Raw genomic sequence first — 12686 nt, forward strand, 5'->3', positions numbered from 1 at the left:
TATAAGAAGCAAAACCGTATAGAGCCATTTCTATGCGGTTTTTTCACTCGATGTCCTCTTCAGTACGATGCACAATTCTTCTGTATTCCCCTGGTGACATTCCTTCCATCTTCCGAAACAGTTTAGAAAAGTAACCTTGATCTTCAATTCCTACATCTTTACAGACAGAAGAAATTTTGTCATTCGTTGTCGCTAACCGACTTTTCGCCTTTACTATTCGATATTGATTTAAATATTGGGATGGACTTGTTCCTATCGTTTTTTGAACACATCTTGTAATGTAATCTGGATTAAAATGCAAATTTGCTGAGATATCAGCCATTTTTATCGGCTTTTGATAATTTCCTCTAATATATTTCAATACTTCTTCACTAACCTTTTCTGTTGCGGATGGAATTTGAAGTGCCTGCTTCTGCAGTAATAATAAGATATCTTGAAAAATAATTTGTTGGCGTAGCTTATGATCTGGTGATTGCTCACTCTCAAGAACTGTTAATTGTTTTAATAGTTGCTCTAATAATTCTCGCTGAGTAATGGAATTATATTGTGGAATATAAAAATTAAATCGTGCAGCTTCCTCGAAATCCCCCTCTCTTATCGATAACTTCGTCCAGTCTAATGGTTGCTTTGGAACGACATCATATTGATGTTCAATGTTAAAGTGGAGCCAAACATAACGAGTTTCCCCCTCACACCCTTTATGTCCGTAATGTTCTAATCCAGGCACTAATATGACATATTGCCCCTCTTGTACTGTAAATCGGGATTCATGTTCTGTAATATGTATTTCCCCTTCTAAAACGTACAATAAATCAAAAACGGTATATGTTCTGCGTATATGTTTATTCCCTTTTGTGAAAACCGCTTCTCCCCCTTTAATAAATGTTGGAAATGGGGGTAAATAAAATGAAATATAGGACAAATCCTTCACCTCTTTAGGTCGAAATTTTACCAATGTTATCGTTATATTCTCTATCTATTGTATGTTAATCAGATTAAACTATAGAGTATTGTTCAACTGATGTAAATAAAATAGTTACTCTAATTTATACAATCATTCGACTATTCAAACATCGTTATTTTACCTAATGCTTGGTTTATAGATTAAATTTTGTTAGGTTCATTAGAGTTTCTTTTACTTCCAAGGATAAGCCAACTTTTAGAGAGGTGATAAAATGGCTAGAAAAATCAATAAAAAAGATATTGGTAAAATGTCTTTATTTGCGTTAACTTGGCCACTCTTTATTGAAATCCTGTTACATATGTTAATGGGAAATGCAGATACATTAATGTTAAGTCAATATTCCGATAATTCAGTTGCGGCAGTTGGAGTTTCTAATCAAATATTATCGATTGTCATTGTTATGTTTGGTTTTATTGCAACAGGTACTGCTATATTAATAGCCCAGCACTTAGGGGCAAAAGAACAGAGAGAGGCAAAAGAAGTTGCGGTTGTTTCTATATTAGGAAATTTATTATTTGGTTTAGTACTTAGTTTAGTTCTTTATTTTTACGGAAGAATGTTTCTACAATTGATGGGTATTCCCGCTGAATTGATGGAGGATGCTTATATTTATCTAGTAATTGTTGGCGGATTTTCTTTTGTGCAGGCTATCGTTATGACAGTAGGAGCTATCATCAGGAGCTATGGGTTCACGAAGGATTCAATGTATGTCACGATAGGAATGAACCTTTTAAATGTATTAGGTAACTATCTATTTATTTTTGGAGCATTTGGATTCCCTGAACTTGGAGTGAAAGGTGTTGCCATCTCTACAATTGTCAGTAGAGTGATTGGATTAGGTTTTCTTATTTGGTTAATGCTTCGAAGAGTTGAAGGAACATTTCCTTTCAAACGAGTATTTACTTTACCGTTTCAACATACGAAAAACCTGTTAACAATTGGTATACCTTCAGCAGGTGAGCATTTGGCATATAATACGTCACAGTTTTTCATTACGTATTTTATTACTAAAATAGGTACCGAAGCCTTAACAGCTAAAGTGTATACTCAGAATATCATGATGTTCGTTATGCTGTTTAGTATTGCGATCAGTCAAGGTACGCAAATACTAATTGGCCATATGATTGGCGCTAGAAAATATGAAGATGCTTATCGCAGGTGTCTAAATAGCTTAAAGCCAGCCATTATTATTTCATTAGGAGCTGCCATTGTGGTGAGTATTTTTTCCAAACAACTTCTTGGTATTTTTACTGATAATCAAGCTATTCTATCAGTAAGTACGACACTTATTTTTCTTACTATTTTACTTGAGCCAGGACGATCCATTAACTTAGTCGTCATCAACTCGTTACGTGCGGCTGGTGATGTAAGGTTCCCAGTTTATATGGGAATTCTCTCAATGTGGGGAGTTAGTGTAACAATATCTTATGTACTTGGAATTCACTATGGACTCGGGTTAATTGGGGTATGGATTTCCTTCATTGCAGATGAATGGTTGCGAGGTATTATAATGCTATTCCGCTGGAAATCAAGAGTATGGATGAATAAGACATTTATGAAACAGGAAGAGCAACCTGCATAATGGAATGTTAGACTGTAGACTAACTATGAGAACTTGGTTGGTCTTCAGTCTTTTTTTATGAATTCTGTAAAACTTAAGTGAGTTCCCCTCCATGCTACTTGTTACCTTTAATATAAGTCGTTTTTGAAAAATATAATGAATTCATTTCATACACTATTTGTTTCAATTTAAGACCTATACTAACATATTGGTCCTTTTTTCTGTTATCGTAATTGTTTTTCAAGTTTGTGGCAAATTAAATTCAAACTAGAACGAATAAAAGGAGAACAACATGAACCAGAAAACAAAAGCTATTTCAGATAAAAAAATAATCGGCATTGCAGGGCTTGCTTGGATGTTTGACGCAATGGATGTTGGTCTTTTATCGTTTTTACTCGTAGCCTTACAAAAGGATTGGAATTTAACGACAGAAGAAATGAGTTGGATCGGTAGCATTAATTCTATTGGTATGGTTGTAGGTGCATTCATTTTTGGAGTAATGGCAGATAAGATTGGTCGAAAAAGTGTCTTTATAATTACTCTTTTATTGTTTTCAATTGGAAGCGGAATATCTGCATTTGTCTCCTCTTTAGCTATTTTTCTATTGCTCCGTTTTCTTATCGGTATGGGACTTGGTGGAGAGCTTCCTGTTGCTTCGACGTTAGTGTCAGAGATGGTTTCTTCTGAGAAACGTGGAAGAGTTGTTGTTTTACTGGAAAGCTTTTGGGCTGCTGGTTGGATTCTTTCTGCACTCATTGCATACTTTATTATTCCTGAATGGGGTTGGAGAACAGCGTTGTTATTAAGTGCACTACCGGCATTTTATACACTTTACCTCCGCTTTCACCTACCAGACTCACCAAAATATCATCAAGCGAAACAAGTTCAAAAGCCATCTATCCTAGATAACATGAAAGGAGTTTGGTCTGCAGAACATAAAAGACAAACCTTTGTATTATGGATTTTGTGGTTTAGTGTTGTCTTTTCGTATTATGGCATGTTTTTATGGCTACCGAGTGTAATGGTGATGAAAGGCTTTAGTTTAATTCGAAGCTTTGAATATGTTTTAATTATGACACTTGCTCAATTACCAGGTTATTTTACTGCCGCTTACTTTATCGAGAAAATCGGTAGAAAGTTTGTGTTAGTCGTTTATTTGATTGGTACTGCTGCTAGCGCTTATGTCTTTGGTAATTCAGATTCAACTACCCTTTTATTAACTAGTGGAATCTTCCTCTCCTTCTTTAACTTAGGGGCTTGGGGGGCATTATATGCTTACACTCCTGAACAATATCCAACCTCAATACGAGGGACAGGTTCTGGTATGGCTTCCGCTTTCGGCAGAATCGGTGGGGTGTTAGGACCACTAGTAGTTGGTTACCTAGTTGCAGATGATATTCCTATTAGTGTGATATTCACCATCTTTACGGTTTCCATATTAATTGGGGTAGTTGTCGTTCAAATATGGGGAAAAGAAACGAAACAAACGGTATTACAAGATTAGACATCAAAAAGAATGGTGCCTTTTACAAGATGGCACCATTCTTTTTTAATTATTCTTTTATGTCAATTCCGTATTTTTCAAACCACACGTGAATTTGAGCTAAATGAGCAAGTAGTTGTGGCCCTGTCATAAGCTGACCAAACCACGGAATTTTAAATGCTTCTCCTTCTGATTTGACAATTTCCTTGAGTTTTTCGGCCTCAAAGAAATGATATAACGCAGAAGATTTATTTGCTAAAATCTCTTCTAACCAACCTTTTACCGCTTTTGTATACTGAGGGTTATGAGTTTTCGGATAAGGGCTCTTCTTACGATATAATACATCCTCTGGTAAAATTCCTTCTAATGCTTTTCGTAAAATTCCCTTTTCCCGATTTCCATGCATTTTCATTTCCCACGGGATGTTCCAAACATATTCTACTAATCTATGATCAGCAAATGGAACACGTACCTCGAGACTAGCTCCCATACTCATACGGTCTTTTCGATCTAGTAGAGTTGTCATAAACCAGATGATATTTAAATAGAATAACTCTCGACGTCTTGCTTCTTCTGGTGATTCCCCTTCGAGAATTGGTGTTTCTCTGACTGTTTCGTTGTATTTATCTTGAACATATTGAGTGAGGTTTAATTTCTTTTGCCAGTGTGGTTGTAACAAGTCTACTCGCAGCTCTGTTGATCTCATCCACGGAAAGGCTTTTGCAGCAAGGTCATCAGGGCGATGAAACCATGGATACCCACCAAATATTTCATCCGCACATTCTCCAGAAAGTCCTACTACAAAGTCCTTCTTTATTTCCCTGCAAAACCAAAGTAGAGAAGAATCTATATCAGCCATACCAGGAAGATCTCTCATTAACACTGCATCACTTAAATCCTCTACTAGCTGGTCAGTTTTAATAATAGAGCTATGGTGTTTTGTATTGAATGTTTTCGACATTAATTGGATCCAATATTGGTCAGAGTTTGGTTGAAATTCATTTGCTTCAAAGTATTTATCATTATCTTCATAATCAATAGAATACGTATGAAGAGGTCCTTTTCCTTCCTTTTCGAAGGCATTAGATGCTATTGCAGTAATGGCGCTGGAATCAACTCCACCAGATAAAAATGTACATACCGGAACATCTGAAACTAGCTGTCTCGTAACGGCATCTGTAAATAATTCTCTTACTCTCTCAGCTGTTTCTTCTACGTTTTCAGTATGCTTTTTACTTTCTACATTCCAATAACGCCATATTTTCAATCCTTGTCGTGAAAAGGTTAAGGCATGTGCAGGTCTTAACTCCTTAACACCTCTAAATACACCGTGACCTGGTGAGCGTGAAGGGCCAAGTCCGAATACTTCTGCCAAACCATCTAATCCAATTTCCGGCTTAATCTCTGGGTGAGCTAACAATGCCTTTAGCTCCGAACCAAACATAAGGTTCCCCTCTTGTTCCACGTAGAATAAAGGCTTTACTCCTAAACGATCTCGACCGATAAAGAGAGACTCATTTGTTTCATCCCATACTGCAAAAGCAAAAATTCCATTTAAGTATTCAACACACTTTTCCTTCCACTCTATATAAGCTGTTAATAATACTTCTGTATCAGAATGTGATTGAAAACGATAGCCTTTTGCTAAAAGTTCCTTACGTATATCTTCTGTATTGTACAATTCACCGTTATAGCAAATCGTGAAATTATGTTCCCCACGCTGTCTTGTCATTGGCTGCTTTCCACCCTGTGGATCAACCACGACTAATCTCTTGTGACCAAACGCGGCATGTTTTTTTACCCAAATATTTGTATCATCTGGCCCACGAAACGAAAGTGTTTCTGCCATTTTTTCAATTGTTTTAGACTCAGTTTCTAATGCTCTTTTATAAGACACCCATCCTGTAATACCACACATGTTGTCATCATCCTTTCTCCGCTAAAGATAGGCGGATACAAAACACTGCTTCATTGTATGCAAAGGTTAGAAAAACGATTCATTTGAAAGCGTATCCAATTTTTTGGCTGTGATTTTTTTTGTATTTAGATAGGTTTTGTTGGTTTTTGGGACAGTTCTAATCAAAGTAATCCAAAGTGAAGTAGTTCATTTTGAACCTTTTTTCGGCGATGTGAGATGAATATCAGCGAAATTATGGTATATCATCGAGATTTCTAGTTTTATCGGCGATTCTCTATCTTTTATCTGCGAATTTTCACTTCGTATCGGCGATTTCATCTCCTTGTCAGCGAGTAGATGATTATATCGGCGAACTCATAGCCTTTTTCAGATATCTATACAAAGATGGAGCCTCATTAATCAATTACCCCGTACCTCCCCACCATCGTATAATTTCCTCCTTTTCTGTCAAGAAAGAAAATAAAACAACTTCTCACAGGAGGAACAGTATGAACATAAGTGAGCGTCTTAATCAGCTTCCACCTCAGGATCGAGCCCATATAATCGGTACGATTGAATATATTCAGGAACAATGGGTCCTCTTTGATGAGCATGACGAACCAAATGATTTCATGGAGTTTAGTGGACAGCCTTTTGACATTTGGATTCACTCCAATTGGGTGCCCTTTCACGAATTTGACGAGGGAATGGCCTATGGGAAAACGACATATACGATAAAAAACGGTGATAAAGTAAGAATTTCAAAGCCGTTACCGTTCGTATATCAAGAATGGCTAAACGAATTGACTGATGATACGCTAGAAAAATTTGCGAGAACTCTTAATGATACAGGCTACTCTATTTACGATTGTATATACTGCCATAATTTTTTATTTTTCCAAATAGCAAAAAAAGGCGCTAAAGGTGTGAATTTTTTAATGTTTGATAACGATGATCAAGTTTGTAATATTCAGCATTTTTTTGAGCGTATAGGAAAACAATCAGACAGATTTGAGATTACTTTAAATAACGGTAATAGAAAACTACTCACTACATTATGAACTTCTTTTCTAATCTAAAAAGACAACGACTATTCCCCAAACGTAACAAAAAAAGACTGAGTGAGAATTTCCCACTCAGTCTTTTCACGATTACCCTAATACAACATATCCGAAATAGAATACAAGTACTAGTGCAATAATTAATTGAATCCAGAATATTTTTGTTGGCTTTCCTTTGCCTGCTCTCGTTAAAATAAACTCAAAGCAGAAGATAACCCATAAACCAATGATCCCTTTAATTAGTGCAGCACCCTGGAATTGATAATATGCAGCTAATAAATGCAATCCTGTTCCGAGTACGATTAAATAAAATAAACGTAAAACCATTTGAAGTATTTTAACTGGCTTTTGTTTGTTTGCTTTTTGTAAATAGATTGCAACAAAGAACAATACTAATGTGACAAACCAAGCTGTTACGTGAAAATGAATCATGCTTCTCTCTCCCTTCTATGTAAAAGTTATCCTATCTATAATAGCACGGATCACATTGAAAAAAGAAGAAAACAGAGGGAATGTTAGACAAATTTGTGACGAATACTGTTATAATGGTTAGGACTAATATAAGCGCTTGCAAATAATTGAAACGGAGGATTACTTATGTCAAAAACAAATGAAATCATCTCAGTTACTGAAAAATACGGTGCGAAAAACTATCATCCACTACCAATCGTTGTATCCAAAGCTGAAGGAGTATGGGTAGAAGATCCTGAAGGCAACAAATACATGGACATGTTAAGTGCATATTCTGCTGTTAACCAAGGACATCGTCATCCTAAAATTATAGAAGCTTTAAAGAATCAGGCTGATAAAATTACGTTAACTTCAAGAGCATTTCATAATGACCAGCTTGGACCTTGGTATGAGAAAGTAGCAAAGCTAACTGGTATGGAAATGGTTCTTCCTATGAACACTGGAGCTGAAGCAGTTGAAACAGCCGTAAAGGCTGCTCGTCGCTGGGCATATGATGTGAAGGGTGTAGAAGCTGACCGTGCTGAAATTATTGTGGCAGAAGATAATTTCCATGGTCGTACGATGACAGCAGTTTCGATGTCTTCAAATGAAGAATATAAGCGTGGATTTGGTCCAATGCTTCCTGGAATTAAAGTAATTCCTTACGGAGACACTGAAGCATTAAAAGCTGCGATTACTCCTAATACTGCTGCTTTTATCTTTGAACCAATTCAAGGAGAAGCTGGTATTATTATTCCTAGAGACGGTTTCTTAAAAGAAGCATACGATATTTGTAAAGAAAACAACGTATTATACATAGCTGATGAAATTCAAGCTGGTCTTGGACGTTCTGGTAAGTTATTTGCAGTTGATTGGGAAAATGTAAAGCCTGATATGTTTATATTAGGAAAGGCACTTGGTGGCGGTGTATTCCCTATCTCTTGCGTTGCAGCAAATCGTGATGTCCTAGGTGTTTTTGAGCCAGGTTCACATGGTTCAACGTTTGGTGGTAATCCGCTTGCTTGTGCTGTATCAATCGCTGCTCTTGACGTTCTTGTTGATGAGGATTTAGCTGGACGATCTGAAAGACTAGGATCATATTTAATTGAGAAATTAAAAGAAGTTAAAAATCCTGTTATTAAAGAAGTGCGTGGTAGAGGCTTGTTTGTCGGTGTTGAATTACATGAACCTGCTCGTTCATACTGTGAGCGTTTGAAGGAAAAAGGACTATTATGTAAAGAAACGCATGAAAACGTGATTCGTTTTGCTCCACCTTTAGTGATTTCACAAGAAGACTTAGATTGGGCAATTGATCGTATTAAGGAAGTTTTATCATAATTACAAAAAGCATGAGGATTTGAGCCTCATGCTTTTTCATTTTATATTGTGATTATATTTTCTTCTCTAGTATCAGCAAAATGACCATTCAACCATCCCTCAATTAACTCAACTAACTCTGTATGAAGAGGTAACGACGCTTCTGCGATGATATCTTTCTTTGCGGATAACATGTTTGACGTTTTTGCTTGATATTTTAAGGAATGCCCCATATTTTCTACGATATGATATTCTGAGTCACCTTTTACGTAATTTGGCAACTGCTTGAGAACTTCTGGATTAGCTTGAATGTCTCTTGCACCCGTTATAGCTAAAACTGGGCATGTTACTTTTGTAAGGTCTTCACGAATATTGTGCGTGAAATGCTCTCGCATCCACTTCGCATTGATAGGTTGGAATTGTACCTTGATTACATCTTCTGTCGATTCCATTACTTTTTTTGTATATTTTTGAGCTTGTTTCTCGATTTTGTTAGGGACACCTAGTAAACGTAAATACCAACCTAAAAACCCTTTGAATTCAAGGATATCTTGCGCAGCAAGTTCACGCTGACGTTTCGTGGCTTCATCTAGTGTTTCTACAGCACCCGCTAGTAGTATAAGACCCGCAATTGGTTCTCTTACTGCTGCAGCCGTACCGAGCATGCTACCTTCACTATGTCCCAAAATTATTACTTTCTCGGAATCTACCTCTGGTCTATTCTTTAAGAAACGAACAGCTTCTTGGACGTCACTAACTAAGTCCCACATACCAGTACGATTAAAGTCTCCTTCACTTTCACCAATTCCTCGTTTGTCATAGCGAAGTGTGACATATCCCATTTCTGTTAATTTTTCTGCAAGCTGCCTGTATAATTGTAAATCAAGTTTTTTATTTACTCTTCCGTTCCGATCAAGCTTTCCTGTACCAGGAACTATTACTATTGCTGGATTCTTCTCTTTATCTGTTGTTGGGATTGACAGTGAACCCTTTAATTGAACACCACTTTGAATTGTTACTTGAACTTCCTTCATCACTTTCACTCCTTCTCTCCCGCTTCTGGAATTATCATATTAGCAACTATTCTCTTTCTCCTTTCAGCGGATGGTTTGTTTTGTAATACTTTTGCATACACTGCTCTTAATTCATTAATAAACTCACTAAATTCTGCATCCGATAGGTACATTGTAGCTTGCCTTAAAGATACACCATCTTTCTCAAAGTCTACTGAATCCTGTGAAACGTACCGTTCATATTCTCCGAGCAGATTGGCCATATACTTCATAAATAGCTCCATATATTGTTCCTTCGAATAGCTCCGTATTTCATCGTTTGTAATATCTGCTTCTTTTGGGGTGATCGAGTATAACTTCTCAACAGTTCCTCTCACTTGCTGTTCTTGAACAACAAAGATTACTCCTGCTTCAAATAATTTGTTCAAATGCCGATATAATGTCGCTTGGGGAATATCAGGTAATCGTTCTTTCATTTGCTGAACGGTTAAATTTTCTGATACTAATGATTGAAGGATTCTCATTCGAACGGGATGTAATAGAATGTCTACTTTAGATTCAGTCATATTATATATTCAGCCTCTCATTATTATCATTATTGATAATGATAATGTAACTGTATAAAAAAGTAAATAGCCATGTTAAATATTTCATAAGAATTTAACATGGCTCTAGTTACTTATTCATAAACTCTTGTTTATTGATGGCATAAACAAGATGATCCGTCCACATATCGTTTTCAAATATGAACCCTTTTCTTACACATTCAAACACTAAGCCAACCCTTTCGGCTAGTTTTATAGATGCCTCGTTATCAAGATTAATATGAGCTTCAATACGGTTATAGTGCAATGATGTAAAAGCAAGGTGTATTGCTGCTTTTACAGCTTCACTTCCATACCCTTTTCTCCAAAATTGATTATGAATCGTGTAGCCAAATCGTGCCCATTGGTACTCGTCTCTCATAATTGTTGAAAAATCAATGGAGCCTAGATTACTTCCATCTGACCTTCGAAAAATACCGAATACATAGATGTGATCCTCTAGCGCCATTTGCTGATGTTTTTGTATTAACTGATCAAACCATTCTCGTGTGCATATACTCATATCGATTTTTCCATCGTCATATTGATGCTGTGAAGGAAGTCTATTGTTAAACATCGTTAACCAATTATTATAATCATTCTTTTCATATGGTCTTACTATTAATCTAGCAGTTTCTATATTATCATCAAAATTTTTCAACTAGACACCTCGTTTCCTTCATTAATCATGAATTGGCTCTGTTAAACTTTTCTCACCTAATCAGCTGATCATCGACCGACTGGCATATGTCGCTAACCTAAGCATGGGATCATTCACACCTTCCACTACTATTAACTAATTAGACAACCCAGTCTTCATTTTAAACAAGTTTCCAATAATACGAAACCCATACTGTTAAAAATAGGATAAACATAAAGTTTGCGAAATAACTAGTAAAAAAGTTAGAATACCTAGTAGATGAAAAAGGAAGGATGAATGAACATGAACATCACAAACGAAGCTCGTGATTTCTTAAAAGAAATGTTTAAAGAGCACAATTCTACTAGTGTTAGACTTTTCTTCGCAGGCTATGGCTGAGGAAGTCCTAAAATAGGAATGGCTCTGGATGAGTCAGAAGAAAGCGATGAGATTGTTATCATTAACGAAATTAAAGTTGCGATTGACCCAATGATAAAAGAAAATGTTGAAGGTTTAACGCTAGATATTAGCGGAGATGGACAAGGTTTATCTTTACTTGGTGATACAGGTAATTGTTGTTAAAAAATACATAGAAGGGGCCTCCAAAGAGGCTCCTTCTATTATTTTTCTAACTTATTTACGAGCGTACCTATTCCTTCCACTGTAACTTCCATAACATCTCCTGGCCTTAGAAACTTCGGTGGCTTAAAGCCTTTTCCTACCCCCGCTGGCGTTCCAGTTGCGATAATGTCACCTGGCTCTAACGTAATCCCTTGTGACAAGATAGATATAATTTTTTCGATAGAGAAGATACAGTTTTTTGTATTGGAGTCTTGTCTTACCTCTCCATTAATCTTCGTTGTGATATTTAAGTTGTTCGCATCTTGAATTCCAGAATGATGAACAATCCAAGGTCCCATTGGACATGTTGTATCTAAGCTTTTTCCAATGAAGAATTGTTTATGCTTTGCTTGAAGATCTCTTGCTGTAATATCGTTAATAATGGTGTAACCAAAAATGTAGGAACTTGCCTCATCTTCTGAAATCCCTCTTCCCTTTTTTCCAATCACAACGGCAAGCTCGCCTTCATAATCAAGTTGCTCCGTTAAAGGACGATGATTCAATACTGTCCCTTCATGGCCAAGTACAGTCGTTGGTGCCTTTGTGAACACAATAATGTCCTCTGGAATATCCGCTTCACTTCCCATTTCAATTGCATGATCAACGTAATTTTTCCCTACACAAAAAATGTTTTTACGCGGTGTTGGAATAGGTGCTTCTAGTGTTACATCATCTAGTTGATAACTGCACTTCGTAATTTTACTCCCTATGTTTTCTAGTAATTTATTTAACAATTCTATAGAGGAAGGTTGGTCAATTACTTGTTGCATACAATTAGGGAAAGAAGACTCACCATTGTACAGCTCTTCAGCTTTCTTTATGTGAATAATTTTATCACCAAGTATGACACCAACAAACTGTTCACCATTTAATAATTTTGCAGTAGCTAATTTCATTGTTCTCCTCCTTCTATGTATTCAAAGTAAACATTCCACTTACAAGAAAAAATCCCTTCTTTCTCCATTAATATCTCAAATGTCGAAATGTAGATTCTTGTATATTTTTGTAATTTTTTAACTAGTTTTATCGAAAGTATTACTTTTCTGCTTACAATAGGTATAATAATTTTTGTACTACAGAGGAAGTATTTATACA

General features: G+C 36.3%; 12 protein-coding genes. 5 read left to right on the forward strand and 7 right to left on the reverse strand.

Annotated features, from left to right (window positions below):
• Window positions 1-43: 43 nt before the first annotated feature.
• Entirely contained in the window at window positions 44-922 is an 879-nt protein-coding gene (locus tag JR050_RS05435; RefSeq protein ID WP_204202502.1) for a helix-turn-helix transcriptional regulator, read from the reverse strand.
• A 253-nt stretch (window positions 923-1175) separates the two neighbouring features.
• Here JR050_RS05435 and JR050_RS05440 point away from each other — a divergent pair, with 253 nt between their 5' ends.
• Together JR050_RS05440 and JR050_RS05445 are read left to right on the forward strand one after the other, a co-directional pair.
• Window positions 1176-2546 (forward strand): MATE family efflux transporter, encoded by a 1371-nt coding sequence (locus tag JR050_RS05440; RefSeq protein ID WP_204202503.1) that lies wholly within the window; start codon window positions 1176-1178, stop codon window positions 2544-2546.
• Between the two features lie 271 nt (window positions 2547-2817).
• Window positions 2818-4029, forward strand: a complete 1212-nt coding sequence (locus JR050_RS05445) for an MFS transporter (protein WP_204202504.1) — start codon at window positions 2818-2820, stop codon at window positions 4027-4029.
• A 49-nt stretch (window positions 4030-4078) separates the two neighbouring features.
• On the opposite strand, the gene asnB is transcribed toward JR050_RS05445, so the two are convergent.
• Window positions 4079-5926 carry an asparagine synthase (glutamine-hydrolyzing) gene (gene asnB / locus JR050_RS05450; RefSeq protein ID WP_204202505.1) on the reverse strand — a complete coding sequence of 616 codons (1848 nt, stop codon included), beginning with the start codon at window positions 5924-5926 and terminating at the stop codon, window positions 4079-4081.
• 488 nt (window positions 5927-6414) lie between these two features.
• Here asnB and JR050_RS05455 point away from each other — a divergent pair, with 488 nt between their 5' ends.
• On the forward strand, window positions 6415-6966 hold the full coding sequence (locus JR050_RS05455; RefSeq protein WP_204202506.1) for a DUF2777 family protein: 552 nt from the start codon (window positions 6415-6417) through the stop codon (window positions 6964-6966).
• Between the two features lie 90 nt (window positions 6967-7056).
• Here JR050_RS05455 and JR050_RS05460 read toward each other — a convergent pair whose 3' ends face one another.
• Window positions 7057-7398: a YisL family protein gene (locus JR050_RS05460; protein WP_204202507.1), complete on the reverse strand. Its 342-nt coding sequence runs from the start codon at window positions 7396-7398 to the stop codon at window positions 7057-7059.
• A 165-nt stretch (window positions 7399-7563) separates the two neighbouring features.
• Here JR050_RS05460 and JR050_RS05465 point away from each other — a divergent pair, with 165 nt between their 5' ends.
• On the forward strand, window positions 7564-8754 hold the full coding sequence (locus JR050_RS05465) for an ornithine--oxo-acid transaminase (RefSeq protein WP_204202508.1): 1191 nt from the start codon (window positions 7564-7566) through the stop codon (window positions 8752-8754).
• Between the two features lie 41 nt (window positions 8755-8795).
• Here JR050_RS05465 and JR050_RS05470 read toward each other — a convergent pair whose 3' ends face one another.
• From JR050_RS05470 to JR050_RS05480, 3 genes are all read right to left on the reverse strand, one after another.
• The gene (locus JR050_RS05470) at window positions 8796-9767 is read right to left on the reverse strand and encodes an alpha/beta hydrolase (protein WP_204202509.1); all 972 of its coding nucleotides are present in this window, start codon (window positions 9765-9767) and stop codon (window positions 8796-8798) included.
• A 5-nt stretch (window positions 9768-9772) separates the two neighbouring features.
• Window positions 9773-10312 (reverse strand): helix-turn-helix domain-containing protein, encoded by a 540-nt coding sequence (locus JR050_RS05475; protein WP_204202510.1) that lies wholly within the window; start codon window positions 10310-10312, stop codon window positions 9773-9775.
• Window positions 10313-10421: 109 nt separating this feature from the next.
• Window positions 10422-10991, reverse strand: coding sequence for a GNAT family N-acetyltransferase (locus tag JR050_RS05480; protein ID WP_204202511.1), 570 nt, complete (start codon window positions 10989-10991; stop codon window positions 10422-10424).
• Window positions 10992-11387: 396 nt separating this feature from the next.
• Between JR050_RS05480 and JR050_RS05485 the strand changes: the two genes are divergently transcribed.
• The gene (locus JR050_RS05485) at window positions 11388-11552 is read left to right on the forward strand and encodes a hypothetical protein (protein WP_204202512.1); all 165 of its coding nucleotides are present in this window, start codon (window positions 11388-11390) and stop codon (window positions 11550-11552) included.
• Window positions 11553-11590: 38 nt separating this feature from the next.
• Here JR050_RS05485 and JR050_RS05490 read toward each other — a convergent pair whose 3' ends face one another.
• Entirely contained in the window at window positions 11591-12487 is an 897-nt protein-coding gene (locus JR050_RS05490; RefSeq protein WP_204202513.1) for a fumarylacetoacetate hydrolase family protein, read from the reverse strand.
• Window positions 12488-12686: the final 199 nt, after the last annotated feature.

The sequence above is a fragment of the Bacillus suaedaesalsae genome (genome assembly GCF_016890225.1).
In the GTDB taxonomy this organism is placed as follows: domain Bacteria; phylum Bacillota; class Bacilli; order Bacillales; family SA4; genus Bacillus_BS; species Bacillus_BS suaedaesalsae.